The organism is Segatella copri (assembly GCF_019127135.1).
In the GTDB taxonomy this organism is placed as follows: Bacteria; Bacteroidota; Bacteroidia; order Bacteroidales; family Bacteroidaceae; genus Prevotella.
In genome coordinates this window covers 1-25,652 of record NZ_JAHOEA010000011.1, presented here as the reverse complement: position 1 = coordinate 25,652, position 25,652 = coordinate 1, and the positions used below count along the sequence as shown (strand labels likewise).

Here is a 25,652-nt window from a genome sequence, read left to right as displayed (position 1 = left end):
AGATTCCGATTCGGGAACTGCCTTTTAAAGAGGAACAGTCCCTTTGGGGTCAGGAGCGTTGAGTCATTAAAATGAACAAATAAATTAGAGAAATATGTATAAGAAAGTATTTAGTGCAGCTATTTTAGCTTCAGCTGCAATGGCAATGACTTCTTGCAGCACTAGCAAGAATACACAGAATGAGAACGCAACAAAGGCTGAGAAGATAACGGAGGCAGAGGCTGCCCGTCCGTCAGCAGATGAGGAAATGGACGAGGGCTATCTTGTCCTCTCAGAGGCTCAGCAGAACATTGTGAAGAAGAACAACGATTTTGCTTTCAGACTTTATCAGCAAATCAGTGGTATGGATTCTGAGGTGGTTTCGCCAATGAGCATCGCCTATCTGATGGGAATGCTTGCGAATGGTGCTGATGGCAAGACACAGCAGGAAATTCTGAAGGCAATCGGTTGCGAGGGCGTGAGCGTGAAGGAGCTCAATGACTGTTATAAGGCGCTGATGCTTTCGGCTGGCAAACTTGACAAGCAGACAACCGTAAACATTGCCAACTTTATCGCTATCAACAAGAATTTCAGATTGAACAGCGATTTCGCTCGTACCGTAGCCGATTCTTATCAGGCTGGCGTTGAGAGCATGGACTTTACCAATTCTAAATCTGCCGCCCACATTAATGACTGGTGCAAGAAGCAGACTAAAGGCATGATTCCTAGCATCATCGACCAGGTAGACCCTGCAGCCGTTTCTTACCTCCTGAATGCTATTTATTTTAATGGAATCTGGCAGGAGAAGTTTGATGCGAAGAATACCCGCCTCGAGAACTTCAGCGGTTACACCCGCGATATTAAGAAGGTGAACATGATGCACCTGAACAAGAAGTTTGCCTATACTGAAAATGATATGTTGCAGGCTGTAGAGCTGCCATACGGAAATGGAAGTTATCAGATGACCGTTCTTCTTCCTAAGTCTGGCAAGAGCATCAGCGAGGTGATGAAGGAGATGGATGCTGATAAACTTCAGAAGTTGAGTAATGACATGGACCGTTGCCAGGTGGATTTGAAATTCCCTAAGTTCACTACCGAGATGGATCTGTCGCTTAATCAGATTATCAGTAAATTGGGAGCTCCAAGCATCTTCCAGCCAGGCACGGCAGATTTCAGCCGTTTTGCCAATGGCAGCTTCTACGTATCGAAGATGTTGCAGAAGGCAAAGATTGAGGTAAGCGAGCGTGGAACCAAGGCTGCTGCCGTAACAGCTGCTGTGATGCTGACCTCACTGGGTCCTAACGAGATGAAGCGTGTAGAATTTCATGCCAACCGCCCATTCGTTTATTTCATTACAGAACGTAACAGTGGCGCCATTCTCTTCATGGGTCAGTTCCTGGGAGAATAATAACAGAGAATTTGCAGGTTCTTAAACAGTAAAAAGCGAAAGCCAAATCCGTATTCCGGAATCTGGCTTTCGCTTTTTCTATTTTGTTTTATTCGCTTGCTTGCTCCTGAAACTTTTCAATGAACTCATCCTCTGTGATAATCGGAATATTGAGTTCATGGGCTTTCTTGTTCTTCGAACTCTGCGAAGCAGCATCGTTGTTAATCAGGAAGTTAGTGCTCTTGCTCACACTTCCCGTAACCTTGCCGCCCTGGCTTTCAATATAAGCTTTCAGCTCGTTGCGGTTCTTGTAATGATGCACATCTCCCGTTACGACGAAAGTCAGTCCCTGGCATTTGCTTCCCGTTTCTACAGGCTCCTGTTCCTCGATAATCAGCTCGGACAACAGATGCTGCACATGCTGGAAATGAATATCGTCCTTGAACCAGGCGATAAACTTGGCACTCTTTTCCGGTCCAATGCCATCGATGCTTGCAAACTCATCATCAAACATGCTCAGACGAGCTGTCTCTATCAGCTCCTTCACCTTGTAACGGCTGAGCAGTTTTTTAGCTACATCGCCGCCGCAGAGCGGAATATTCAAGGCGTAGAGCAGATGACGGCCATCAGTATGGCGGCTTTTCTCTACACTCTCCAGAAGATTGCTTACGCTCTTCTTGCCAAATCCTTCGAAACAGGAAATCTCGAACGCATAATTCTTCAGTTTGTAGAAATCAGCATATTCCCTGATAAAACCATGATTGATGAATTTCCAGACAGTCTGTTCTGAGATTCCATCAATATTGATTCCTTCCTTGCTGACGAAGCGGGCAAATTTCTTGAGCTGTTTGGCAGGGCAGGCTGCATTGGTGCAATGGAGAGTCTTGGTGCCGCTCTCGCTCTCGCGCACTACAGCTGGCGCATGGCAGACCGGACATTCGGCGGGAATGACAAAACTACCCACAACCTCTGTAATATTGATTACCTTCGGGATAATCTTGTTGGCCTTGATAACCTGCAGTCTGGTTCCCTTGTCGCCAATGCCCAGACGCTCGCATTCGCTTACATTGCAGAGCGAGGCGCGCTGCACGGTGGTTCCTTCCAATTCTACCGGTTTGAACACCGCTACAGGCGTAATGGTGCTGGCTGCGCACGACCATTCGATGTGGTCGAGTTCTGTCTCTGCATGCTCGTCTTGCCATTTAAAGGCAAATCCTGCCCTCGTAGCGTGGTGGCCTGTAACCGAACCGGTAGCTGCATAAACCGTATCATCGTAGCAAATCACCAGTCCGTCTACCGGGAAAGGATTCTTCTTGCTTGTCACCTTCTCCGTAAACTTGTCTATTTCCTGCTGGATGTTTTCTGTGGTAGGGTGGTCAATACGCTCACGTTCTACAGGATTCATCCCCAGGTCTTTCAGCATCTGCATGCGTTCGCCCCATGAGGTAATCTCCCGCTCAGTATAAACCAGGGTGAATGGAATCCACTGGATGTGGCGCTGCTTCACCTCTTCAATATCCTTCAGTGTGAGTGAGCCTGAAGCGAGGTTTCGTGGATTGGCGTAATCGCCTTCGCTTTCGATGATGAACTGTTCGAAATCAGCATACGAAATAACAGCTTCTCCTCTTACTACAAGATGTCCTTTTTCTGAAATGGTAGCAGGAATGCCTGAAATGGCTGGAGCCAAGTGGGTAATGTTGGTGCCGATGTGTCCGTTTCCGCGGGTAACAATCTTGGTAAGTTTTCCGCCGTCATAGGTTACTACGAGGGTAAGTCCGTCCAGTTTCCATGAAATCCAGATAGGGCGGTCTTCTGCCCATTTTACAAGATCACTTACCTGTTTGGTCTTTGCCAGAGAGAGGGCAGCAAATTCATGTTCCTCTTTCTTTCCTACGATAGAATCTTCTGACACGCGATTAGTAGGGGAGTCGGGCAGAATTTCGCCTGTTTCCTCTTCCAATCTCTTGAGCTGGTCGAAAAGGGCGTCCCACTCATAGTCGGTCATGAGTTCGCCTTTTCCGTTATAATAACTATCTGAAGCTTGGTTGAGTCTTTCAACCAAGTTCTTCATCTGCAATAGTTTCTCTTCCATAATATATATTTGAGGGTGTTAATCAAATGTTGTGTTTTTCGATGGTCAGAGAATTATGATTCTGGTTCCATGGCTATGGAGAGCTTTTCGAAGGCAAAACGCTGGCCTCTGTTTCCTCCATAGTTTACACGTCCGCAGATGCAGAAACCCATCGAAGACAGAAGGTTGATCATCGGCGTGTTGTCAAAGTTGGTGTCAACCTTGATGCTAGGTATTTTTTCAACCTCGCACATGCTGTTCACCTTACTGATGAAAATACGCGCTAAACCTTCACGCTGGAAACTAGGCAACGTGGCAAAGCGATGTATTACATAATAATCGCCATCGGTAATCCAGTTGCCTACTAATTTCTTATATTTGGGTTCACCATTCAATATGACTGCTCCATAGACAACCACCTCTTCGTTTACAGTTAGAACGAAGGCGTTGCCATTCTCTATGTCTTTTCTGATGTCTTTTTCAGATGGATATTCCTCAGTCCATTGATGACGTCCCGATTCTATCATACTTTGGCGAGCTTGGTCGATGACTTTCCAGCAAGCAGCAAAGTCCTTAATATACGCCTGTCTGAAGTTTGTCTTCATATTAATTAATTACGCTTTTATTATTTGGGTGCAAAATTAACAAAAAAAAACGAATTAAACTAAAAAACGGAGGAAAAACTTCACTTTTTTGTTCGTTTTCCTCCGTTTTTCGTGTTTTCTGCTCATTTTGAGCTATTTTCCCCTTTGCTTTTTGCTAAGAACTGGGCAGAATTAGATTCAGCAATATTTGTTCTGAAGATAAACTTCTGTTCTGCTTGTCTACTTCTTTAATCTGTTTTATGCCAGACATTTGTCGAGTTCAGCAATAATAGCATCTTTCTGCTCCTTGATATGCTGACCGATGAATACGATTTTTATCATGCGGTCGCCCAATTCCTGATCCCATTCCTTCTGCAGCTGTGGGTTGTTCATCAATACCTGGGCGAGTTCGTCTTTCGGCATGGTTGCCAGCCATTGACCAGCCTGCTTCACAGTCTTCTGTTTGCCAGCCTGCTCGAACACGTAGCACATATCCCGTTCATCATCAAAATAGCAGATTCCCTTGGCGCGAACCACGTCTCTAGGCCATTTTCTTGCTACGAAATCATCGAAGAGGCCCAGGTCGAAAGGTTTGCGGCGGTAGTAGACAAATGTACCGATTCCGTATTCCTCAACTTCTCCGCCTTCATGATCATGGTCATGATCGTGGTGATGATGATGGTGATGATGATGCTCATGCTCATCATGGTCATGCTCATCGTGGTCATGGTGATGATGCTCATGTTCCTCTTCCTCGTCATGATCGTGATGATGGTGATGATGTTCATGTTCGTCTTCATCATCATCTTCTTCATGCTCTTCGTTTCTTTCTGATTCAATCTCCTGAATCCAACCGGCTGAAGTGGATACGGTTTCCCAATCAAACTTCTTAGTGTTGACAATCAGATTCAAGTCAACGTCACCATAGTTGCATTCAAAGATTTCTGCCTTAGGCTGGATGGCGCGGATAATCTGCTTCAGGTGCTCCAGCTCCTTAGGCTCAACCTCAGCTGCTTTGTTCAGGAGAATGATGTTGCAGAACTCAATCTGCTGGATGACGAGCGAAGCCAAATCTTCCTCATCAATTTCCTTCTTCATCAGGTCGCTGCCGTTAGAGAATTCATCCTTCATGCGCAAAGCATCTACTACGGTAACGATGCTGTCGAGACGCAGAATGCCATTCTCGATGTACTGAGGGCCGAGGGATGGGATAGAGCAGATGGTCTGGGCAATAGGAGCCGGCTCGCAGATTCCGGAAGCCTCGATGACGATGTAATCGAAACGCTTCATGTCTACGATTTCCTTGAGCTGTTCTACCAGGTCCATCTTCAATGTGCAGCAGATGCAACCATTCTGGAGAGAAACGAGCGAATCGTCTTTCTGACCTACTACGCCACCTTTTTCTATAAGGGCTGCATCAATATTGACTTCACCAATATCGTTGACGATGACGGCAAACTTAATACCTTTTTCGTTAGCTAAAATCTTGTTGAGAAGGGTTGTCTTTCCACTACCCAGGTAGCCTGTCAAGAGCAATACAGGCACTTCCTTCTTTGTGTTCATATTAAAATATTTTAATGTTATACTTCTTAAATTCATTCTGCTGATAATGCTGCTTTCTCGGGCAGCTGACATCCGGCAGTCTGACGGTTTTGCGAAACTGCAAAGATTGTGCCACACCCTTATTTTTTTGCCATCTTTTTTTTATATATCCCTTTTTGTCAGTTATCTTGTGTTATTTTTAGGTTATATTTCATGTTTTTCTCATTTTTTTTTGGTGGTTTCAACAAGAAATAGTATATTTGCAGAGAAAAATGTTTTAAACAGCACATAAACTTAATGAATAAACATATTTAATATCATAAGTTAAGATGAAAAAGTTTAAGTTTTTAGTTCTGACGGTTGTGGCAGCCCTGGCGCTGTCATCTTGCGGCACTACTCAGACGGTGCCTCTGACCGGTCGCACTCATCGCATCTCTGTATCTGATGAGCAGGTTCTCAGTCTGTCTAATCAGGAATACACAAAGTACATGGCTTCTGCCAAGAAGTCGACCAATGCAGCCAATACGGCGATGGTTCAGCGGGTAGGAAAGAGACTTGCCAATGCTGTTGAACTCTATTTGAAGCAGAATGGATTTGAAGCCGATGTGAAGAATTATTCATGGGAATTCAACCTGGTACAAGATAAGTCTGCCAATGCATTCTGTATGCCTGGCGGTAAAATCGTGGTTTATGAAGGACTTTTGCCTTATACTCAGAATGAAACCGGTTTGGCAATCGTTTTGGGCCACGAAATAGCTCATGCTGTGGCTAAGCATAGTGCTGAGCAGCTCACCAAGCAGCAGAATCAGCAAACCGGCACAAGCATTCTGGGAACTGTGTTGAACCAGACAGTAGGTAATGGTGTAGGAAATGTGGCAAGTGCAGTTGCCGGACAGTATTTCTCATTTCGCAATCTGAAGTACTCCCGTGATAATGAAACCGAGGCAGATTACATGGGGCTTATCTTCGCAGCCATGGCAGGTTACGATCCTCAGCAGGCCATTCCTTTCTGGAAGAGAATGTCACAGGGTTCAAGCAGTAATCAGAGCGATATTTTCAGTGATCACCCTTCAGACGCCAAGCGTATTGCTGCCTTGCAGAAGGAAATGCCTACTGCACTGAAGTATTATAAACCTCAGACTACTTATAAGGTAGGTTCTAAGGGCAAGACTTCTACCACCAGAAAGAAGACTACAACCCGCAGAAGATAAGGATTAGAAGAATCAAACTAAAATTGTTAAGTATGGAGTATTTATCTCATAACCTTTGGCTGATATGGACATCGGTGATGTTCATCTGCCTCATCTTAGAGTTGTCTTCGGGCGATTTCTATGTTACTTGTTTTGCCATTGGTGCGCTCATCAGCATTCCTGTGGCATTGGTAGGAGCACCTTTCTGGGTGCAGGTAGTGGTTTGGGCAATCTGCTCCATGCTTAGCATCTGGCTGGTTCGTCCGCATCTGCTGAAATCGCTGCATAAGGGTGGGGAAGACCGCCGCAGTAATGCCGATGCGCTGGCAGGACAGATTGGGGAAGTGACCGAGATGATTCCTGCCGGAGGATATGGTAGAGTGAAGCTGGATGGAGATGATTGGAAAGCAGAAGCTCCGCATCTTGCCGAACCGCTTGCCGTAGGCGATAAGGTTCGCATCTTAGGTCACGAATCTATCATCCTCAAAGTAGAAAAAGTTTAAGTAGGAAAGTTTAGAGTCAACATTATTCACTTAATCGTATAAACATCATGAACATAGGAATTTATGTGCTGGTGGCTCTAGTAGCACTTGCACTCGTAGTGGTTAAGAAAACCATTGTTATCATCCCTCAGAGTGAGACGAAAATCATAGAGCGTCTCGGACGATATTTTGCCACGCTCAAGCCGGGTATTAATGTCATCATTCCTTTCATTGACCATGCAAAGGATATTGTGGCGATGAGAAACGGAAGATACGTTTATACAAACAGCATCGACCTTCGTGAACAGGTTTATGACTTCGACCGACAGAATGTAATCACTAAGGATAATATCCAGATGCAGATAAATGCGTTGCTCTATTTCCAGATTGTAGACCCATTCAAGAGTGTGTATGAGATCAATAATCTGCCAAACGCTATAGAGAAGTTGACACAAACCACCTTGCGTAATATAATAGGTGAGATGGAGCTTGACCAGACGCTTACCTCCCGCGATACGATTAACACCAAACTCCGTGCGGTTTTGGATGATGCAACCAATAAGTGGGGAATCAAGGTTAACCGAGTAGAGTTGCAGGATATTACACCTCCAGAGAGTGTGCTCCAGGCGATGGAAAAGCAGATGCAGGCAGAACGCAACAAGCGAGCTACCATCCTGACTTCAGAAGGTGAGAAGGAAAAGCAACGTCTGCTCTCAGAAGGTGAGAAGGCTGCCATCGTGAACAAGGCTGAGGCTGCCAAACAGCAGGCTATCTTGAATGCAGAAGGTGAGGCTACTGCCCGTATCCGTAAGGCTGAGGCCGAGGCTATTGCCATTCAGAAGATTACGGAAGCTGTAGGGCAGAGTACGAATCCAGCCAACTATCTCTTGGCTCAGAAATACATCAGCATGATGCAGGAAGTGGCTCAGGGTAAGGATAATAAGGTGGTTTATCTGCCATACGAGGCAACCAATCTATTGGGCTCTATCGGAGGAATCAAAGACCTTTTCAAGGGATAAAGACCTCTGAGTCAATGGATAATGCCCTTTGGCTCAAGAAATAAAGCACTCTGATATCAGTAAACTGTAACTTCAGTAAATATATAAAACAGGATAAAAATGAAGAAAATCTGTATCGTTGCAGGCGCAAGACCTAACTTTATCAAGGTTGCGCCCGTAATTAGAGCAATTCGTAATGCTCAGGAAGCTGGTAACGAAATCAGCTATCAGTTGGTTTACACAGGAAAAGAGGATGACCCGACATTGGAATCTTCTCTTTTCGATGACTTAGGCATTCAGAAACCTGATGCTTATCTCGGCGTAGACTGTCCAAACATGAACGAACTTACCGGACAGGTGATGGGGCAGTTTGAGCGCTATCTACAGCAGAATGCTACAGATGTTGTCATTGTGGTTGATGATCTGGCTTCAACCATGGCCGTGGCTATTGTTACCAAGAAGCAGGGTGTGCAGCTTGCTCATATTGCAGCCGGAACCCGCAGTTTTGACATTACTATGCCAAAGGAAATCAACCGTCTGGTGATTGATGGTTTGTCAGATATCCTTTTTACCGCAGGCATTTCTAACAACAGCATCGCCAACAAGGAAGGTGCAGAATTGTCTAAGGTTTATATGGTAGGAAATGTGCTTATCGACAATATCCGCTTCCTTCAGTCTAAAATGCAGCGTCCTGAAGTCATGGACGAGTTTCATCTGAAAGAAGGCGAATATATGGTTCTGACCTTGAACCGCAAGGCTATCGTCAATAACATTGATGAGATGAAATCGCTCATTTCTGTCATAGATGAAGAGGCGCGCCAGGCTGGAGTGAAGGTGATTGCTCCGCTTCGAGGTAAAGCATTGGGCTTCGTGCTCGCATTCAAGGCTTATCAGGAAGAGAGTAATCATCAGAGTGGAATCCAGGTGGTTCAGCCGCTCGATTATCTGTCGTTTGCTTATCTTACAGCTCACGCCAAAGGTGTGATTACCGATTCCGGTAATGTGGCTGAAGAAGCTACCTTCAATGGGGTTCCTTGCATTACGCTCAACAGCTATACTGAGCATATTGAAACCGTAAAGGTGGGTACAAACGAACTGGTTGCTGAAGATCCGGAGTTACTGAAGCAATCTATGCAGAAACTTCTGAAGGGTGAATGGAAGAAAGCAGGCATTCCTGACAGATGGGATGGCCGCTCAGCAGAAAGAATAGTCCAGATTCTCGCTGAATAGAATCTAAACTCATAGGTATAATCTCATGGAGAGAGATGATTCTATGTAAACTGATTCTTTTCAGAATAAACTTAGAGGTTCACTTCAATATGATTATATTGAAAAGTGAACCTCTTTCTTTTTATGCTTTATCTTTTCCTTAATCCTTTTCAGGTGCCTTTGGCACAGGATAGTCGTATTGCTTGAAATAGGCTGGCGTCTTATTATCATACCATACTCCTTCTACGTTTAAGCCGATAGAGAAAGTCTTTTTGGAGTTGGTGTATCTTACGCCGGCTCCTAAAACGTTGGCTCCAGGTACTCCCATTCCATAGCCACCCGGCATGATTCCTCTGCCCATTCCCCAAGGATACATTCCGTAGCCCCAAGGCGAATAGCCGTATGGGCCATAGCCATAACCGCCATAACGGCCGTAGAGAGAATTGTAATTGTTGGCAACACTAAGCTGACCGTAAACATAAGCCTCCCAATGCTCATTAAACTGGTAGCCCAGAATGCCGTAGACTCCACCGTCATGATAACTGTCTCCACCATAGTTTACGTTGTTGATATAAGTACCAAGAGCCAGCCAGAGTTTGTTGTCTTTGGTGAGTGGCGTTAAGTAGGTTGCATTGATGGTCTGGGTGAAACCGCCTCTGTGAGGCACATTCTTGCCGAATGTGGCAAAGGCAGAAAGATCTACCGAGAGATTCAGCCCCTTGTGCAGCCCCCAGCCATAGCCCAGCGGATAACTTAGACCGTTGGTAAGGTTGGAGATGGGATTATTATAATAGGTGCTGTCGAGTGAAGCTTTCCCCAGTAACCCGTTCTTGCCGAGAGTCTCTTTCTTGTCTGATAGTTGGGCAGGAGCCAGATAAGCATTCTTCATCGGTTTCCCCTGATAAATCATAGGTTTTCCTGCCTGGTAAACCGTATCGCCAGGCAGCAACCATTCTTCGCGCGGACTGTCCGGACTGTGCAATGGTCCGAAGCTTACCTGTTGCTGTGCACTTGCTTCTGTAGTGAGGAAAGTGCAAAAAGCGATGATAAAATATATATTTTTCTTCATAATTGATTGCATTTTCTGTCTTCTGCTGCAAAGATATGAAGAATGTATGAAACAAAGGAACTTTTCCCACATAAAAAATCAATTTTTTAGAATAAAATTATTATCTTTGCATCCGATAACATAAATAGATGTAAAATTATACAAAAATATGAAGAAGATCATCAGATTATTGACTCTCGCTCTTCTTACGATGCCTGTTACGACATTCGCTCAGAGTGAAGGCAATCAGAACACATCAGAACCAGCAAGAAAAGTTGTGGCGTCTAAGCCCGATTCTCTGCTCGATTGGGAAACACCGCACGATCCAACTTGCCCTCAGGTGTTGCTGGAAACTACGATGGGCAACATTCTCGTGGCTCTCTACAACGATACTCCCAAGCATAGGGATAATTTTCTGAAACTTGTCAATTCGGGCTATTATGATGGTTGCATCTTTCAGCGCGTCATCAAGAATTTCATGATTCAGGGTGGCGATTATTCATGCAGAAAGGTGAATATGGAAAAGCCGCAGAAGTTTGATGTAAACTATACGATTCCGGCTGAAATCATCTATCCAAAATATTATCATAAGCGCGGACAGCTCTGTGCTGCACGCGAAGGGGATGATGAAAATCCGACCAAAGCTTCGGCGCCGACTGATTTCTACATTACCTGGGGCAGAAATTTTTCTCCCCGACAGATGGAATATTATGTAGAAAAGCAGAAACGGGAAGGTAAGGATTACGCCATTCCTTCTGAACAGTTGCAGAAGGGCTACATCAAGCATGGTGGTGTTCCTCACCTTGACAACGGCTACACCGTGTTCGGAGAGGTGCTCGAAGGTATGGATGTGGTTGATAAGATTCAGAATGTGGCTACCGATAAGGCGAACAACGACAGGCCTCTCACGGATGTCATCATCCTGAAAGCCAAGCAGGTGAAGTAACTTTCGGATGGTGAACCGAAGAAATAAGTAACTGAGCCCATTTAAAAGGTAAAATCGATAAGTAAAAATATCAAATACGAGAGAAAAATATGAAATCATTAAAGGAATTATATAGAATAGGTAAGGGACCATCGAGCAGTCATACGATGGGGCCTCAGCGTGCTGCCAAACTTTTTCTGGAGCGTTGCCCTAACGCTTCTTATTATGAAGTAACCCTCTATGGAAGTCTGGCTGCTACAGGTAAGGGACACATGACTGATGTGGCAATAGAAGAAGTGCTCAGACCTCATAAAACCGTGAACATCATCTGGCAACCACAGACTTTCCTGCCTTATCATCCCAACGGAATGAAATTTGTGGGCAAGGATCTGAACGGCGATATTATTGATGAATGGACCGTTTACAGTATTGGTGGTGGAGCCATCTCTGATGGTACTGCCGGCAACGAAGAGCTGGGCGCCAAGGATGTTTATAATCTGAACAAGCTCGCTGACATCAAGCAATGGTGCTATGATAACGGACGCTCATTCTGGGAGTATGTTGAGAAATGCGAATCGGATGATATCTGGGATTATCTCGACATGGTTTGGCAAACGATGAAGCAGAGCATCAGGAATGGTTTGGACCATGAAGGTGTTTTGCCTGGTCCGCTGAAGCTGCAGCGTAAGGCTGCCACCTATTTTATAAAGGCGAAGGGTTACCGTGCTTCCCTGCAGAGCCGCGGCTTGGTTTATGCTTATGCGCTGGCTGTGAGCGAAGAGAATGCTTCGGGTGGCACCATCGTTACAGCTCCTACCTGTGGCGCCTGCGGTGTATTGCCAGCTGTACTCTACCACATGTTTACTTCTCATGATATGAGTGAACAGCGCATCTTGAGAGCCTTGGCTACTGCAGGATTGGTAGGCAACATCGTAAAGCAGAATGCTTCTATCAGCGGTGCTGATGTAGGTTGCCAGGGGGAGGTAGGTGTTGCCTGCGCCATGGCTTCGGCTGCAGCCTGTCAGCTTTTCGGAGGCAGTCCGGCTCAGGTAGAATATGCTGCCGAAATGGGATTGGAGCATCATCTCGGAATGACCTGCGACCCGGTTTGTGGACTGGTTCAGATTCCTTGTATCGAGCGAAATGCCTTTGCTGCCGCCCGAGCTTTGGATGCTGATCTCTACGCTTCCTTCTCAGATGGCCATCATACCGTATCTTTCGACCGGGTAGTTGAAGTGATGCGACAGACGGGACATGATCTACCTTCGCTTTACAAGGAAACAAGCGAAGGCGGTTTGGCAAAAGGATTTCCAAGAGACATTTAGTCATAAGATTCAATTTTCGTAAGTAAACCTCACACGCCCTGCAATAGCATAAAGCTTTGGATATTTCACTAATGTAATGAAGCTTTTGCTCTTGCTGGGCGTGTTGTATTTTGGGCCTTTCCGTCCTTCCCTTTATTTTGGCACGCTATTTGTAAGCCCCCTTGCCAAACAATAATAAAGTAAATACGAATAAAAACATTTTATATTATGGCACAGAAAGGTAATATTGGTGTAACGACAGAGAACATTTTCCCTGTCATCAAGAAATTCTTATATTCAGATCACGACATCTTCCTCCGTGAGATGGTTTCAAACGCCGTAGATGCTACACAGAAGTTGAAGACTCTTGCAGCTCAGGGCGATTTCAAGGGCGAGATAGGCGACACAACCGTTCGTGTCTCTCTCGATGAGAAGGCTGGAACCTTGACTATCAGCGACCATGGTATAGGTATGAATGAGGAGGAAATCGATAAATATATCAACCAGATTGCATTCTCAGGCGTAACTGACTTCCTCGACAAGTATAAGGAGAATGCCAACGCCATCATCGGCCACTTCGGTCTCGGCTTCTATTCTTCTTTCATGGTAGCCAGCAAGGTAGAAATCATCACTAAGAGCTACAAAGAGGGAAGCAAGGCAGTAAAGTGGAGCTGCGATGGTTCACCTGCTTTCGAAATCGAAGATGCAGACAAGGCTGAGCGTGGTTCAGACATCATCCTCCATATTGCTGATGACTGCAAGGAGTTCCTGCAGAAGAGCAAGATTGAGGAACTTCTGAACAAGTACTGCAAGTTTATGGCAGTGCCTGTAGCTTTCGGCAAGAAGACCGAGTGGAAGGACGGCAAGAATGTGGAGACTGATGAGGATAACATTATTAATAATGTGGAGCCTCTCTGGACCAAGACTCCTAGCACCTTGAAGGATGAGGACTACAAGAAGTTCTATCACACCCTTTATCCAATGCAGGACGACCCGTTGTTCTGGATTCATCTGAATGTAGACTTCCCATTCAATCTCACGGGTATTCTCTACTTCCCACGCATCAAGAGCAGCATCGACATGCAGCGCAACAAGATTCAGCTCTATTGCAACCAGGTGTTCGTAACCGACCAGGTAGAGGGCATTGTACCAGAATTCCTCACATTGCTTCATGGTGTAATCGATTCACCGGACATTCCGCTGAACGTAAGCCGCAGCTACCTTCAGAGCGACAGCAACGTGAAGAAGATTTCTACCTACATCACCAAGAAGGTAGCCGATCGTTTGAACTCTATCTTCAAGGAGAACCGCAAGGAGTTTGAAGAGAAATGGGATGATCTCAAGATCTTCATCAACTACGGAATGCTCTCTCAGGAAGATTTCTACGAGCGCGCAAAGGACTTCGCACTTCTGAAAGATGTTGAGGGCAAGTACTTTACTTTCGAGGAGTACAAGACGCTGATTAAGGACAACCAGACCGATAAGGACGGCAACCTGGTTTATCTCTATGCCAACAATAAGGAAGAGCAGTATTCTTACATCGAAGCTGCCAAGCAGAAGGGATATTCTGTACTCCTGATGGAAGGTCAGCTCGATACGCCGATGGTAAACATGCTGGAGCAGAAGTTGGAGAAGAGCCGCTTTACACGTGTTGACGCCGACATTATCGACCGCCTCATCGTGAAGGAAGATGCTAAGAAGACCGATTTGAGCAAAGAGCAGTCTGACAACTTGACAGAAGTATTCCGCTCTCAGATGCCTCAACTCGACAAGACAGAATTCTTTGTTGAGATTCAGGCTTTGGGCGAACAGAACCAGCCAGTGCTCATCACTCAGAACGAGTACATGCGCCGTATGAAGGCGATGAGCCAGTTCCAGGCAGGCATGAACTTCTACGGTCAGATGCCAGACAGCTACAACATCGTACTGAACTCAGACCATGCTCTGGTAAAGAAGGTATTGGAAGATGCTGAGGCCAACACTGCTGAAACATTGAAGCCAATCCTTGCAGAAATCAAGGGTCAGGAAGCTCGCCTTGCCGTACTCCATCAGGAGCAGAACAAGAAGAAGCCTGAAGAGATTACCCAGCAGGAGAAGGATGATGTTCACAATACAGAGAAGGCCATCAGCGATGAGAAGGCTAAGCGCAACGAAATCATCTCGGGCTATGCTAAGAACAACAACATTGTTCACCAGCTCATCGACCTTGCCCTGCTTCAGAACGGTATGTTGAAGGGTGCTTCGCTCGACGCATTCCTCAAGAGAAGCGTTGACATGATTAAGTAATCCAACCTGAAAAAAGGTTTGAATTAAGAAATAAAACTTTGCGATGCGTAACATTTCATGTTACAAATTGTATCTATCATATGTGCTAAATGTTTCAAAACGAACATTTAGCACATTTTTTTTCGCTTTCCTTTGGTGGCTTTCCTTTTTTTTATTACCTTTGCAATATCGATAAACGAAAAACATGATTAAAAAAATCGCCATCATGGAACAAACAAATTCAAATTACAGCATTATTGCTGATTATTACTCTGAACACTACAACGAGCTGAAGTTGTATGTCATGTCTCGTTCGCTTCCGGCAGACGAGGCTGAAGACATCGTGCAGAATACTTTTGTGCGATTACTTCGAGGCGATAAGATGATTACGCCTGTTACTTTACCTTGTTTTGTATACACCATTGCCAAGAATCTGATTATCGATTATTACCGTCGCAAGCATAAGATTGAGGAGTATGAACACTTCCTGGGAGCTACCGACTGGATGGGAAGATATGATGTTGATGGCGAATCTGTTTTCTCTGCCCAGCAGACCAACGAGATTCTGGAGCGTGGCATTGCCCGGCTCACGGAAAAGAGAAGCAAGGTTTACCGCCTGAATCTCTTCGAAGGAATGCAGGTGAGCGAGATTGCACAGAATCTGAACATCGGATATAAAGCGGCCGAGAACCGTCTGACTCTGGCTAGAAAAGAAATAAGAGATTATATGAAAAAAGAGTTGGCTAGTTAAAATGCTAGTCAACTCTTTCTGTTTATTCTTACTGCCTTACTGAAAGGCAATTCTTAACTATCTTTTAGTTTTCCTTAAACCCGATAACTCTTGTCAAACCTTTATCAAGATAAAAGGTTTGGGTTACTTCCTGCTTCTCGCCCTGATGGTTGGTCAGCTTGTATGTAGCCCTTAAATATAATAAGGTGTCGGGATAAGCTGCATCATTATAATCAATATTCTTCTTGACGTAAGGCAGTTTGCTGACATTTTGTCGCATTACCTTCATCTGGTCGAAACTGATCATGGCGGTAGGAGTGAGGCGGGAGAACCGCTCATAGCTGCAGTCCTGATCTACGAGGTTCTTATCAAGAAAATCCTTGACCAGAGATTGAGCCTTGTGCTGATCACCACACGAGGTGAACATCAGCACAAGTCCTAGAGCCATGACAAACATTATTTTCTTTATCATAGACTTCTTCTTTTTTATTAAGCCGCGCTGATTTATTCAGCACGCTTGCTTATTTAGCCACGCTGCGGAGAATCTCCAGCAAGTGATTCCAAACCATCTCTACAGTAGGAATGAGAAGAGCCTCGTCTGGGGTATGAACATTGCGCAGGGTAGGACCAAAACTTACCATGTCGAGCTCAGGATAGCGCTCTGAGAAGAGACCGCACTCCAAACCGGCATGAATGCCCTTTACCAATGGCTTCTTGCCGAAGAGCTTTTCGTAAGCCTTTACAGCCAGGTCGGTAAGCTCGCTGTTGGCGCGCATCTTCCAAGCAGGATACTTGTCGCCTACAGTTACCTCGGCGCCAGCCAGAAGGAAGACTGCCTTTACGGTGTTGGTCATGTTCGCCAGATTGCTCATTACGTTACTTCGCTGAGAAGCTACGATGTTGATGCTGTTTTCATCGGTCATCACGCTTGCCACATTGCTTGAGGTTTCTACCATCCAGGCAATCGCCTCATCCTGGCAGGTGGTAAGCGGACCGTTGTCTACAGCCTGGAGAGCCATTACGAACTTGTCGGCTACAGCTTTCTCGATGACAGGTGCAGCATCGGTGCTGCTCATATTGAACTGCATAGCCTGTTCTGTTACGTGGAATTCATCTTCTACTTCTGATGCAAAGATATTCCAGTCGGCACGAACCTGCTCCTTATCAGCATTCTTAACAGCGAAAACAATCTTTCCGTCACGAGGAATGGCATTGTGCATTTTGCCGCTGTTGAAGCTTACGAGGCGCAAACTTCCATCCAGTTTCTCATTCTCGAGGAAGAGGAAACGGGCAAGAATCTTGATGGCATTGGCGCGTTTCTTATTGATGTCATCGCCTGAATGACCACCGTTGAGACCCTTCAGCGAAGCTTCCATGAAGAAATAACCCGCAGGAGCTTCTTCGCGAGAGAAGTGGAAGGTGGCATGGGTAGTCTGACCACCAGCGCAGGATACGAAGATTTCGCCCTCATCCTCTGAGTCGAGGTTGATGAGCATCTTTCCGGTCATAAAGCCCGCCTTCATGCCGTGAGCACCGGTCAGTCCGGTTTCCTCATCACGTGTAAAGACGCACTCGATAGGACCATGTTCAATATCGTTGCTTGCCAGGATAGCCAGTTCGATGGCGCAGCCAATACCGTCGTCAGCACCGAGGGTAGTACCCTTTGCCTTGAGCCATTCGCCGTCTACGTAAGTCTGGATTGCATCTTTGTGGAAGTCGAAATCCACATCCACCAGTTTGTCGCAAACCATATCCATGTGACTCTGCAGGATGATAGTTTCAGCGTGCTCGTAGCCTGGAGTGGCAGCTTTGCGGATGAGCACATTACCGGTTTCATCTACCAGCGTTTCGAGTTGATGAGACTCACCGAAAGATTTCAAAAACTCAATCATGTTCTCCTCGTGCTTGGAAGGACGAGGTATTTCGTTGATTTTTGCGAACTGCTCGAACACGAGAGCAGGCTTTAATTCACTTTTATTCATTTATTTTCTATTATTTTGTTTTGATAAAACATTTATTTCTACTATTTTGTTTTGGTTATTCCCAAAAAAATAGTACCTTTGCACCCAAAAGTGCACTAAGGCACTGCAAAGGTAATAAAAATGATAAAATTAATGTTATTAAGCGTGTTAATAATTGCTATCTGTATGGCATTATTTTGCGTAAAGTTGATTTTTAAGAAGAACGGCAAGTTCTCTTCCCAGCATGTGCATGACAATCCGGGCTTGCGCAAGCAGGGCATTCATTGTGTGGTGGATCAGGACCGTGAGGCAAGAGAAGCCAACAAGGCTTATTAGAAAATAGTAATAATATAATATGATAGAAAAAATGAGAAAGAACATTTTGGGTTCAGTGGCAATCGCAGCAGTTGCTGCCCTGTCATTGGCATCATGCAACAAATCTCAGCCTCAGGTAGAGGCTAAGTCAGAGAGCAAGGCTCCTGCTGAATTGAAAATTGCTTATGTAGAGGTAGACTCTATCATGACTCAGTATACCTTTGCTAAGGAGTATTCCTCTATCTTGGAGAAGAAAGGCCAGAACATTCAGGCTACCATCGCGCAGAAGGGTCAGCAGCTTCAGGCTGCAGCAGCCAACTTCCAGCAGAAGATTCAGCAGAATGCTTACACCCGTGAGCAGGCTGAGGCTATTCAGGCTGGTTTGCAGAAGCAGAACAACGACTTGCAGGGCTTGCAGCAGCGCTTGAGCAACGAGTTTGCTGCTGAGCAGGAGAAGTACAACAAGGCTCTCCACGACAGCATTGCCAACTATCTTGCACGCTATAACAAGGACAAGAAGTACAGCATCATCTTCTCAAAGAGCGGCGATAACCTGCTCTATGCTGACAAGGCTTACGATATTACAAATGAGGTTATTGCCGGCTTGAACAAGGCTTACAAGGGAAAGCTGAAGAAAGAGGAGGCTGCTCCTGCTAAAAAGTAAGAGAAATGCTTCGTAAGGAAAGATACGATTTTATATTGAATCATTTCAGAAGTGCGCTGCCGAATGTAACTACCGAGTTGCAGTTCGGTAGCGCATTTCAGCTTCTGGTGGCTACCTTGCTTTCTGCGCAATGCACCGACAAGCGTATCAACATGGTTACGCCTGCTCTCTTTGCCCGTTATCCTGATGCGCAGCACATGGCACAGGCGAGCGAGGAAGATATTTATGAGTTGATCAGTTCGGTGAGTTATCCGAATGCCAAGGCGAAGCATCTGGCTGAAATGTCTCGCCAGCTGGTTGAGATGTTCGGAGGTGAGGTGCCTGAGGCTGCGGATGATTTGGAAAAGCTGGCTGGAGTAGGGCGCAAGACGGCGAATGTGATTCGTGCCGTATGGTTCGGTCATGCTACGATGGCGGTGGATACGCATGTTTATCGTGTGAGTCATCGCATGGGTTTGGTGCCAAAAACAGCTGATACACCACGAAAAGTAGAAGATTATCTGATGAAACACATTCCGGCAGAGGATATTCCGAATGCTCATCATTGGATTCTGCTGCATGGCAGATATATTTGCAAGAGTACGAAACCACTCTGCGATAAATGCTTTTTTAATGAATATTGCCCAAAACTGCTGAAGGACAGCAAACTTTAGAAATAGTTAATAGTTATTCAAGTTTCGCATGTATGTTCCACACGCCCTGAAAGGGCAGAAGCCCCTAGCCCAGGGCATCGCCCTGGGTAATTACGGACGCAAACCTGTCGCCCTGTAAGGGCAAAAGCTTTAAAACTCCAGGCAAAACATAAGGCTTTTGCCCTTACAGGGCGCCTTGCTGATTGCTATTATACCCAGGGCGATGCCCTGGGCTAGGAGCTTTTGGGCCTTCAGCCCGTACTTGAACCACATGCGAAAGTTCAGTTAGTTATTAGTTATTAATTAGTAGCGATTAGTTTGTTAATCACTAATCACTACTAATTAATAACTAATTAAAGTTTTATTGTTTTATTCAAGAGATAATTGTCCAGGATAACCATGGCTGCCATGGCTTCAACCACCGGAACGGCTCTTGGCAAAACGCATGGGTCATGTCGGCCACGGGCAGTCAGCGTAGTGGCATTTCCTTCCAAATCTACCGTATTCTGTTCCATCAGAAGAGTAGCCACCGGCTTGAAGGCAACACGGAAATAGATATCCTGGCCGTTGCTCAAACCGCCCTGTATTCCTCCGCTATGATTGCTTTTTGTCGTGATACGGGCAGCAACATCTTGATTCACGGCTGCATCTTCTGGCACCTCAGCTGCATCAGCCTTCGGGATAAAGACATCATTCTGCTCACTTCCGCGGGCAGTAACTCCGGCAAAACCCTCGCCATATTCAAAACCCTTCACGGCGTTAATGCCAAGCATGGCAGCACCCAGTTGGGCATGAAGCTTGTCAAACTCAGGCTCGCCCAATCCTACCGGACAACCCTTGATGACGCAAGTGATGATTCCGCCAATCGTATCGCCGTCGGCCTTAACCTGGGCGATGAGATCTTCCATCTCCTTCGCCTTCTGCTGGTCAGGACAGCGCACCGGATTATCTTCTATGGTGTTGAGGTCATACAGATGATAATCTTTCTCCAGCGAGATGCTGCCCACCTGTGAGGTATAGGCCGTGATGCTGATGCCCAGCTGGCGCAAGGCAAGTTTAGCCAAGGCTCCGCCTACGCATCGGGCAATGGTGATGCGGGCTGACGAACGGCCGCCACCACGATGATCGCGAACGCCATACTTCTCGTGATAAGTGAAATCGGCGTGAGAAGGGCGGAAGAGGCAGCGCATATTCTCATAGTCCTGAGAATGCTGGTTCTGGTTGCGTACCTCAAAACCGATAGGGGTTCCTGTAGATTTGCCTTCGAATACACCACTCAGAAACTCCACCTGGTCAGCTTCCTTTCTGGCCGTAGTGATATGGCTCTGTCCTGGGCGTCGGCGGTTCAGCTCGCTCTGGATAAAGTCCATGTCGATTTCAATGCCTGCAGGAAATCCGTCAATAACGCCTCCTACGGCTATTCCATGACTCTCGCCAAAAGTTGTGAGAGTGAAAAGATTACCAAATGTATTCCTCATTACCTTATATATTATAAAGGTGTTTATTACTTGTTGCAGCCGCCTTCGCAACCACCCTCGCAGTTGCCATCCTTGCAGTCGCCGCCGCAGTTGTCGCAGCCACCTGAGCAGCCACCACCTTCGCCGCTGATCATCTGAGCCATCTTGGCAATCTCCTCAGCAGTAGCCTCGCGGCTCTCGAGAATCTGACCGCAGAAGTTGAGCTTCAAGCCAGCCAATGGGTGGTTCAGGTCGCAGGTTACCTTTGTATCGCTGATGTTCTTCACTACTGCGTTGAAGTGGTTGCCATCCTCGTTCTGCAATGGGATGATAGCGCCTACCTGTACGTGCTGTGCATCAAACTGGCCGTTGACGGTAAAAATCTGCTTGTCGAGCTCCAGTACGCGCTCATCATAGTGCTGACCATAGGCCTGCTCTGGATCCAGCTGGAAGTCGAACTCATCGCCCTTAGCCAGGTCTACCACCTTCTCTTCGAAAGCTGGCAGGGTAACGCCCATACCGCTGATGAAGATGAACGGACGCTCGTCGGTAGTGCGCTCGATGAGCATCTCTTCGCCGTTGTCACCTTTAGTTACATCATACAGTGCGTATGAAACTACAATAAACTTGTTCTTGTTGTTTGTTTCCATTTTGTTATTTATTTTTTATTATTTCTTTTTCTTTTCTGAATGCTTACGCTCTTAACCATCTCCATGCGCTCCAGATAGATGGGGCGCCATTTGTCGATGATGTCCTGCAGACTTTTACTCTTCTGCGAGAGTTCGGCATATTCCTCGCCGTCGGTCAGATTCTCCTTCTTGAGATCCAGCATTCGGGCGAGGAGCTGTTTCTGATGTTCTTCAGCCGCCTTGAGCTGGTTGCCCAGTTTTTCGAGACTTTCCATGAAGGCGAGTGCCTTGTCTATATGATTTTCCTGTACCATTTTGCTTGTTTTATAGGTTGAATCTTTTGCAAAGGTACAAATAATAATTGGTATAAACGAAGAAAACGGGCTTTTTTTTCGATGATATTACAAAATGATAGTGAAAATGTAATATCTCTAACGTTCTGACGCCTTTTTCGGAGTATTGTTGTTGATTTAAGTCAAGAAATAGGCGGAAAACTGAAAATATCCCAAGAAATGTTTGCGCACACAGAGAAAAGTTCGTATCTTTGCAGCGTCTTAAAGAAAAAGACTATAGGATAATGTTTAACAGAGCCGGTGTCTACGGATGTGCAAGGCTCACAAAGTAAAGAAAGGTAAAAAGATTATGAAGAAGATTATGGTATTAGCAGTAGCTATGTTTGCAATGGCAACAGCTACTTTCGCAGCAGAAGAGGAGACAAATGCAACAGCTGCTTTCAACATGAACGTTAACATGTCAAGCTTGGCAGATGCTTTGAGTTTGAATATTGATCAGGTAGAGGCTGTAGCTGATGTACACAAGAACTTCACCGCAGACATGATGAATGCTGCAACAGTAAAGGGTGAAGATCGTTCTGCAATGATTGACAAGGCTGTTATGAAGGATCTCAAGTACATGCACGTTGTTTTGAACAACAATCAGTATCGTAAGTACGTGATGCTTCTCAACACAACCCTTATCAATCGTGGTTTGAAGTAATCATCTTTTATAGATGAGAAAAATAATGAGAGAGATTAAAAAAATGAATCCCAGTCAAGGTTTTATCCTGACTGGGATTTTTTTTGCCTTTAGGGTTCGTGCGCCCATGCTGTCTGATACTCCGGGCTATCATCTTACATTCTGTAGGCATAAATTCCTCATTAATCTGTTATCCGAAGTATCAGGCTGAATTTATTACTTTACGATTTCTTTTCCTGCTGCCTGCCAGCCATTAAAGCCTGAATCGAGTTCTATTACCTTATAGCCGTTCTTTGTCAATATAGCTGCGGCATTCTTGCTTCGCTTTCCGCTTCGGCAGTTCACGGCGATTGTCTTGCTCTTGGGAAGAGTGGCGGTGGCCTTCTGTTCGAAGTCTGATTTCAGTACGTCAATGTTGATTGCGCCACGAATATGCCCATCGGCAAACTCCTCGGCGGTTCGTACGTCTAGACGGATTACTGTGGTGTCAGTGATGGCTTTCTCATAGTCATCTACCGACAGACTCTTATAGCTTTTATTTTGCGCCTGACAAGAAAGCAGGCTTGATAGCATGGTTATGATGCTCATGATAAATATTTTTTTCATATTACTTTGTTTTTTCTTTTATAAATGGAAATTCCCACCAACCATCCGCATCCTTGCCGGAATGGGAAAGTTGGTGGGGTTCATCAGATGAAGGTCACCACATTTTTTCGGGTGAACCTTTTGAAAACAATCCGTTAATATCGGGTTGTCTCATCAGTCTATGTCGATTACCTGGAAATGCTTGTTGAAGGTTAAATCCAACCCATTTGCCAATTCCACTTCGTATTCATTCTTGCTCATTTCAATCTTCTTTACCGCTTGCGCTGGATAATTCTCCTTCAGGAAGTTTCTGATGGCCTGCGGAATCAGCTTGGCTGGCACTTTTCCCTGCTTGCAGTCAATCTCTGTGAGATTGCCTTTCTTATCAAATTCCAGCTTGGTTCCGTTCTGCAGAACCACATCATAGCTCTTGTTGATAACCCCCGTCTCAATGGTAGCAAGCATCACCTTCTGATTGTTGAAATGGTTGCTGAGTAAGGTTTGAGCCTTTACCGGGAGTGCATTAACGGCGATAGGCTTGTCATTGCCTGCATTTGCTGCCATATTGCATGTTAGCATGCAGCAAATGACAATCATCAAAATTCTTATCATTCTTTTCATAAACCACAAAATTTAAAAGTTTATAATTTCTATTTGCGACGAATGTCTGAACATCATTGTATGAGTCAGAACATCATTATCTGAACATCATACAGAAATTAGACGCAGATCATCCGCAAAGGTTTAAAATAGATATTCTTTTTTCGCTTTTTCCTTTCTATTTCTCTTCTCCTGCTACATCTTTTATCAAATATCAAACGGTTAAATCTCGTTAATGTAATAAATCTTTTCAAGTTTAATAAATCAAAAGAAAGGGTTTTAGTAGAAACCATGATGCTTTCGTGTCGAATGTTTCGCAAGTGAATAAATATCAACTTGCTTGTTTATAAATATACTGAACTTTCGCATGTGGTTTAAGTACGGGCTGAAGGTCCACAAGAGGGTGTGTCATAAATCAACAGCTCGCAAATCAGTATTACGGACTTATACCACAGCACCTGCTGCCCTGTTAGGGCGTGTGGAGCTCACTTGCGAAAGTTCAGTCTTGTTATATTCCTCATCGCTCACAGCCTCCTGCCACTCGTTGGATGTGTTCTCACCAGGTATTTCAAAGGCGAGGTGGGCAAAAATGCGAATAATCTGTTCATGATTCTATTTCTTTACTATCTATGCAGTTTTGCGATACTCGCTTGGAGTCTTTCCCGTCTGCGCCTTGAAAAAGCGGACGAAGTGCTGAGGATACTCAAAGCCGAGGTGCTGACTGACTTGCGTAATGCTTAAGGTCTCATCTACAAGCAGTTGGCGGGCTGCAGAAAGCAGTCGGTCGTTGATCATACTCTTAGCGGTTTTGCCTGTCTCTGTCTTGACTAATTCACCGAAATATTTGGTAGAATAGCAGCATTTGTCGGCAAAGTAGGCTACGGTAGGCAATCCTTCACGCATCGCTTCACGGGCAATGTATTCATCGAGTAGAGAGATGAACTTTTTTACCACCGAATGATTGATCTCCTCGCGAGTGATAAACTGGCGGTCGTAGAAACGCAGACAATAGTTCAGCAGCAACTCGATGTTAGAAACGATGAGCTCACGCGAATGCCTATCTATAGGATGCTCTAGTTCCTGACTAATCATTGAGAGCACGTCACGGAAGATGTTTACCTCGGCAGCGGATAAATGTAGTGCTTCGTTGCTTGTATAGTCGAAAAACTCATAGCGGGAGATGTTCTTGCCAAGCTGGGTGCGGTTGAGCAGCTCGGGATGGAAAATCAATACCGTATATTTGGCTATCGGAACTCCTGGAATGGGTTCTACTTTAATCGATTGTCCGGGAGCAAACGAGGTTACGGTCATCTCGTCAAAGTCATATTCTGTTCTGCCGTATGACAATTTACACCCTTTGTTTTCCTTCAGGAAGAGGGCATAAAGTCCGTAGTGATGCACAGCCTCCTGAATAGGAGAGGTGTTCTCTACACGCGCAATGCTCACCAGAGGATGAAGTGTTTTCACCCCTATGAAGTCATTGAACTCTTGTATGGTATTAAAGAAAAATTCCTTCATAATCCTATACTTTAAATTTCTAAAACGTTTGTAACATGCAATTTTATTTTTACGGGGGCAAAGATACGCACATTATCTATATTTCTTTATACCTGAAATTCGGAAAGTATTACCAGTAATGTGGATAAGCCATGCTCAACCTCCATGTTGGCGCAATCTTACTCTTTATTCTGTAGGTTTCACTACAGCTCTCCACTCCATAAACTGCTTGGTCGTTTCTCCGCTATGATGGTCGAGGAAGAGACTGTGGGCGGTGTCGAGCGCAGCAATCTTCTGCATGTCCTCAGCATCAAGATTGAAGTCGAAGAGGTTCAGATTCTCTTCCATGCGTTCCTTATGAATAGTCTTCGGGATGATGATTACGTCGCTCTGCAGCAGCCAGCGCAAGGCTACTTGTACAGCAGTCTTGCCGTATTTCTCGCCAATCTGGGTGAGGGTTGGGTTGGATCAGGTTCCACCTGATAAACACCATAACCCAGTTGTGGCATTTCTACGCCATTGCTTAACTTTATCTTCTTCATAATCTATATGTTTTAATGTTCGTTACTCCATTCTTCCATATTTCATTTCCACGCCCTCTTTATCATACTGCTTGCGCTTGC

Annotated in this window: 27 protein-coding genes; 13 read left to right on the top strand and 14 right to left on the bottom strand. The window is 45.3% G+C overall.

All coding sequences use genetic code 11. The annotated features are described in order from the left end of the window. Positions 1-94 precede the first annotated feature (94 nt). Positions 95-1,387 carry a serpin family protein gene (locus KSW37_RS04690; RefSeq protein WP_217314622.1) on the top strand — a complete coding sequence of 431 codons (1,293 nt, stop codon included), beginning with the start codon at positions 95-97 and terminating at the stop codon, positions 1,385-1,387. 88 nt (positions 1,388-1,475) lie between these two features. Here KSW37_RS04690 and ligA read toward each other — a convergent pair whose 3' ends face one another. The 3 genes from ligA to KSW37_RS04675 all read right to left on the bottom strand — a co-directional run bounded on the left by ligA (position 1,476) and on the right by KSW37_RS04675 (position 5,584). After that, on the bottom strand, positions 1,476-3,458 hold the full coding sequence (ligA, locus tag KSW37_RS04685) for an NAD-dependent DNA ligase LigA (protein WP_217314623.1): 1,983 nt from the start codon (positions 3,456-3,458) through the stop codon (positions 1,476-1,478). A 53-nt stretch (positions 3,459-3,511) separates the two neighbouring features. Further along, positions 3,512-4,042 (bottom strand): GNAT family N-acetyltransferase, encoded by a 531-nt coding sequence (locus KSW37_RS04680; protein WP_217314624.1) that lies wholly within the window; start codon positions 4,040-4,042, stop codon positions 3,512-3,514. Positions 4,043-4,279: 237 nt separating this feature from the next. Then, entirely contained in the window at positions 4,280-5,584 is a 1,305-nt protein-coding gene (locus KSW37_RS04675) for a CobW family GTP-binding protein (protein WP_217314625.1), read from the bottom strand. A 308-nt stretch (positions 5,585-5,892) separates the two neighbouring features. Here KSW37_RS04675 and KSW37_RS04670 point away from each other — a divergent pair, with 308 nt between their 5' ends. The 4 genes from KSW37_RS04670 (at position 5,893) to KSW37_RS04655 (ending at position 9,463) form a co-directional block, all read left to right on the top strand. Then, entirely contained in the window at positions 5,893-6,774 is an 882-nt protein-coding gene (locus tag KSW37_RS04670; protein WP_217314626.1) for a M48 family metallopeptidase, read from the top strand. 32 nt (positions 6,775-6,806) lie between these two features. Continuing rightward, positions 6,807-7,256: an NfeD family protein gene (locus KSW37_RS04665; protein WP_217314627.1), complete on the top strand. Its 450-nt coding sequence runs from the start codon at positions 6,807-6,809 to the stop codon at positions 7,254-7,256. A 47-nt stretch (positions 7,257-7,303) separates the two neighbouring features. Beyond that, on the top strand, positions 7,304-8,254 hold the full coding sequence (locus tag KSW37_RS04660; RefSeq protein WP_118415368.1) for an SPFH domain-containing protein: 951 nt from the start codon (positions 7,304-7,306) through the stop codon (positions 8,252-8,254). A gap of 99 nt (positions 8,255-8,353) precedes the next feature. Further along, positions 8,354-9,463 (top strand): UDP-N-acetyl glucosamine 2-epimerase, encoded by a 1,110-nt coding sequence (locus tag KSW37_RS04655; RefSeq protein WP_022120200.1) that lies wholly within the window; start codon positions 8,354-8,356, stop codon positions 9,461-9,463. 139 nt (positions 9,464-9,602) lie between these two features. Here the strand turns inward: KSW37_RS04655 and KSW37_RS04650 are convergent, their stop codons facing one another. After that, entirely contained in the window at positions 9,603-10,511 is a 909-nt protein-coding gene (locus tag KSW37_RS04650; RefSeq protein WP_217314628.1) for a hypothetical protein, read from the bottom strand. A 148-nt stretch (positions 10,512-10,659) separates the two neighbouring features. On the opposite strand from KSW37_RS04650, the gene KSW37_RS04645 reads away from it, so the two are divergent. From KSW37_RS04645 to KSW37_RS04630, 4 genes are all read left to right on the top strand, one after another. After that, positions 10,660-11,436, top strand: a complete 777-nt coding sequence (locus KSW37_RS04645) for a peptidylprolyl isomerase (protein ID WP_217314629.1) — start codon at positions 10,660-10,662, stop codon at positions 11,434-11,436. A gap of 89 nt (positions 11,437-11,525) precedes the next feature. Then, positions 11,526-12,740: an L-serine ammonia-lyase gene (locus KSW37_RS04640; RefSeq protein ID WP_217314630.1), complete on the top strand. Its 1,215-nt coding sequence runs from the start codon at positions 11,526-11,528 to the stop codon at positions 12,738-12,740. A gap of 207 nt (positions 12,741-12,947) precedes the next feature. Further along, positions 12,948-15,005 (top strand): molecular chaperone HtpG, encoded by a 2,058-nt coding sequence (htpG, locus tag KSW37_RS04635; RefSeq protein WP_217314631.1) that lies wholly within the window; start codon positions 12,948-12,950, stop codon positions 15,003-15,005. A gap of 184 nt (positions 15,006-15,189) precedes the next feature. Further along, positions 15,190-15,735 carry an RNA polymerase sigma factor gene (locus KSW37_RS04630; RefSeq protein WP_217314632.1) on the top strand — a complete coding sequence of 182 codons (546 nt, stop codon included), beginning with the start codon at positions 15,190-15,192 and terminating at the stop codon, positions 15,733-15,735. A 64-nt stretch (positions 15,736-15,799) separates the two neighbouring features. Here KSW37_RS04630 and KSW37_RS04625 read toward each other — a convergent pair whose 3' ends face one another. Both KSW37_RS04625 and KSW37_RS04620 read right to left on the bottom strand, forming a co-directional pair. Further along, on the bottom strand, positions 15,800-16,186 hold the full coding sequence (locus KSW37_RS04625) for a hypothetical protein (RefSeq protein WP_217314633.1): 387 nt from the start codon (positions 16,184-16,186) through the stop codon (positions 15,800-15,802). A 49-nt stretch (positions 16,187-16,235) separates the two neighbouring features. Then, complete coding sequence (locus KSW37_RS04620; protein ID WP_217314634.1) at positions 16,236-17,696, bottom strand: aminoacyl-histidine dipeptidase; 1,461 nt, start codon at positions 17,694-17,696, stop codon at positions 16,236-16,238. Positions 17,697-17,816: 120 nt separating this feature from the next. On the opposite strand from KSW37_RS04620, the gene KSW37_RS04615 reads away from it, so the two are divergent. The 3 genes from KSW37_RS04615 to nth are packed head-to-tail and all read left to right on the top strand — an operon-like array spanning position 17,817 to position 19,307. Beyond that, positions 17,817-18,011, top strand: coding sequence for a hypothetical protein (locus tag KSW37_RS04615; RefSeq protein ID WP_006846653.1), 195 nt, complete (start codon positions 17,817-17,819; stop codon positions 18,009-18,011). 31 nt (positions 18,012-18,042) lie between these two features. Further along, entirely contained in the window at positions 18,043-18,654 is a 612-nt protein-coding gene (locus tag KSW37_RS04610) for an OmpH family outer membrane protein (protein ID WP_217314635.1), read from the top strand. Between the two features lie 5 nt (positions 18,655-18,659). Then, positions 18,660-19,307 carry an endonuclease III gene (gene nth / locus KSW37_RS04605; protein ID WP_006846651.1) on the top strand — a complete coding sequence of 216 codons (648 nt, stop codon included), beginning with the start codon at positions 18,660-18,662 and terminating at the stop codon, positions 19,305-19,307. A 332-nt stretch (positions 19,308-19,639) separates the two neighbouring features. On the opposite strand, the gene aroC is transcribed toward nth, so the two are convergent. The 3 genes from aroC to KSW37_RS04590 are packed head-to-tail and all read right to left on the bottom strand — an operon-like array spanning position 19,640 to position 21,686. Next, the gene (gene aroC, locus KSW37_RS04600) at positions 19,640-20,764 is read right to left on the bottom strand and encodes a chorismate synthase (protein ID WP_217314636.1); all 1,125 of its coding nucleotides are present in this window, start codon (positions 20,762-20,764) and stop codon (positions 19,640-19,642) included. A 26-nt stretch (positions 20,765-20,790) separates the two neighbouring features. Continuing rightward, on the bottom strand, positions 20,791-21,393 hold the full coding sequence (locus KSW37_RS04595) for an FKBP-type peptidyl-prolyl cis-trans isomerase (protein WP_217314637.1): 603 nt from the start codon (positions 21,391-21,393) through the stop codon (positions 20,791-20,793). An 8-nt stretch (positions 21,394-21,401) separates the two neighbouring features. Then, complete coding sequence (locus tag KSW37_RS04590; protein ID WP_217314638.1) at positions 21,402-21,686, bottom strand: hypothetical protein; 285 nt, start codon at positions 21,684-21,686, stop codon at positions 21,402-21,404. 328 nt (positions 21,687-22,014) lie between these two features. On the opposite strand from KSW37_RS04590, the gene KSW37_RS04585 reads away from it, so the two are divergent. Next, positions 22,015-22,368: a hypothetical protein gene (locus tag KSW37_RS04585; RefSeq protein WP_217314639.1), complete on the top strand. Its 354-nt coding sequence runs from the start codon at positions 22,015-22,017 to the stop codon at positions 22,366-22,368. 195 nt (positions 22,369-22,563) lie between these two features. Here the strand turns inward: KSW37_RS04585 and KSW37_RS04580 are convergent, their stop codons facing one another. From KSW37_RS04580 to KSW37_RS16110, 5 genes are all read right to left on the bottom strand, one after another. After that, entirely contained in the window at positions 22,564-22,953 is a 390-nt protein-coding gene (locus KSW37_RS04580; protein ID WP_217314640.1) for a rhodanese-like domain-containing protein, read from the bottom strand. 153 nt (positions 22,954-23,106) lie between these two features. Then, positions 23,107-23,496, bottom strand: coding sequence for a PepSY-like domain-containing protein (locus KSW37_RS04575; protein ID WP_217314641.1), 390 nt, complete (start codon positions 23,494-23,496; stop codon positions 23,107-23,109). 663 nt (positions 23,497-24,159) lie between these two features. Then, on the bottom strand, positions 24,160-25,050 hold the full coding sequence (locus tag KSW37_RS04570; RefSeq protein ID WP_217314642.1) for a helix-turn-helix domain-containing protein: 891 nt from the start codon (positions 25,048-25,050) through the stop codon (positions 24,160-24,162). Positions 25,051-25,215: 165 nt separating this feature from the next. Beyond that, positions 25,216-25,437: a hypothetical protein gene (locus KSW37_RS04565; RefSeq protein WP_254368646.1), complete on the bottom strand. Its 222-nt coding sequence runs from the start codon at positions 25,435-25,437 to the stop codon at positions 25,216-25,218. 2 nt (positions 25,438-25,439) lie between these two features. Then, complete coding sequence (locus tag KSW37_RS16110) at positions 25,440-25,571, bottom strand: hypothetical protein (protein ID WP_262897847.1); 132 nt, start codon at positions 25,569-25,571, stop codon at positions 25,440-25,442. Positions 25,572-25,652 lie beyond the last annotated feature (81 nt).

Bases quoted from the DNA above. Each gene is read 5' to 3' on its own strand.
- KSW37_RS04580 (WP_217314640.1), bottom strand. From the start codon at position 22,953: ATGAAAAAAATATTTATCATGAGCATCATAACCATGCTATCAAGCCTG.
- aroC (WP_217314636.1), bottom strand. From the start codon at position 20,764: ATGAGGAATACATTTGGTAATCTTTTCACTCTCACAACTTTTGGCGAG.
- htpG (WP_217314631.1), top strand. From the start codon at position 12,948: ATGGCACAGAAAGGTAATATTGGTGTAACGACAGAGAACATTTTCCCT.
- KSW37_RS04665 (WP_217314627.1), top strand. From the start codon at position 6,807: ATGGAGTATTTATCTCATAACCTTTGGCTGATATGGACATCGGTGATG.
- KSW37_RS04585 (WP_217314639.1), top strand. From the start codon at position 22,015: ATGAAGAAGATTATGGTATTAGCAGTAGCTATGTTTGCAATGGCAACA.
- KSW37_RS04650 (WP_217314628.1), bottom strand. From the start codon at position 10,511: ATGAAGAAAAATATATATTTTATCATCGCTTTTTGCACTTTCCTCACT.
- KSW37_RS04615 (WP_006846653.1), top strand. From the start codon at position 17,817: ATGATAAAATTAATGTTATTAAGCGTGTTAATAATTGCTATCTGTATG.
- KSW37_RS04645 (WP_217314629.1), top strand. From the start codon at position 10,660: ATGAAGAAGATCATCAGATTATTGACTCTCGCTCTTCTTACGATGCCT.
- KSW37_RS04680 (WP_217314624.1), bottom strand. From the start codon at position 4,042: ATGAAGACAAACTTCAGACAGGCGTATATTAAGGACTTTGCTGCTTGC.
- KSW37_RS04690 (WP_217314622.1), top strand. From the start codon at position 95: ATGTATAAGAAAGTATTTAGTGCAGCTATTTTAGCTTCAGCTGCAATG.
- KSW37_RS16110 (WP_262897847.1), bottom strand. From the start codon at position 25,571: ATGAAGAAGATAAAGTTAAGCAATGGCGTAGAAATGCCACAACTGGGT.
- KSW37_RS04660 (WP_118415368.1), top strand. From the start codon at position 7,304: ATGAACATAGGAATTTATGTGCTGGTGGCTCTAGTAGCACTTGCACTC.
- KSW37_RS04655 (WP_022120200.1), top strand. From the start codon at position 8,354: ATGAAGAAAATCTGTATCGTTGCAGGCGCAAGACCTAACTTTATCAAG.
- KSW37_RS04640 (WP_217314630.1), top strand. From the start codon at position 11,526: ATGAAATCATTAAAGGAATTATATAGAATAGGTAAGGGACCATCGAGC.
- ligA (WP_217314623.1), bottom strand. From the start codon at position 3,458: ATGGAAGAGAAACTATTGCAGATGAAGAACTTGGTTGAAAGACTCAAC.
- nth (WP_006846651.1), top strand. From the start codon at position 18,660: ATGCTTCGTAAGGAAAGATACGATTTTATATTGAATCATTTCAGAAGT.
- KSW37_RS04670 (WP_217314626.1), top strand. From the start codon at position 5,893: ATGAAAAAGTTTAAGTTTTTAGTTCTGACGGTTGTGGCAGCCCTGGCG.
- KSW37_RS04625 (WP_217314633.1), bottom strand. From the start codon at position 16,186: ATGATAAAGAAAATAATGTTTGTCATGGCTCTAGGACTTGTGCTGATG.
- KSW37_RS04575 (WP_217314641.1), bottom strand. From the start codon at position 23,496: ATGGCAGCAAATGCAGGCAATGACAAGCCTATCGCCGTTAATGCACTC.
- KSW37_RS04610 (WP_217314635.1), top strand. From the start codon at position 18,043: ATGAGAAAGAACATTTTGGGTTCAGTGGCAATCGCAGCAGTTGCTGCC.
- KSW37_RS04675 (WP_217314625.1), bottom strand. From the start codon at position 5,584: ATGAACACAAAGAAGGAAGTGCCTGTATTGCTCTTGACAGGCTACCTG.
- KSW37_RS04595 (WP_217314637.1), bottom strand. From the start codon at position 21,393: ATGGAAACAAACAACAAGAACAAGTTTATTGTAGTTTCATACGCACTG.
- KSW37_RS04630 (WP_217314632.1), top strand. From the start codon at position 15,190: ATGATTAAAAAAATCGCCATCATGGAACAAACAAATTCAAATTACAGC.
- KSW37_RS04570 (WP_217314642.1), bottom strand. From the start codon at position 25,050: ATGAAGGAATTTTTCTTTAATACCATACAAGAGTTCAATGACTTCATA.
- KSW37_RS04620 (WP_217314634.1), bottom strand. From the start codon at position 17,696: ATGAATAAAAGTGAATTAAAGCCTGCTCTCGTGTTCGAGCAGTTCGCA.
- KSW37_RS04590 (WP_217314638.1), bottom strand. From the start codon at position 21,686: ATGGTACAGGAAAATCATATAGACAAGGCACTCGCCTTCATGGAAAGT.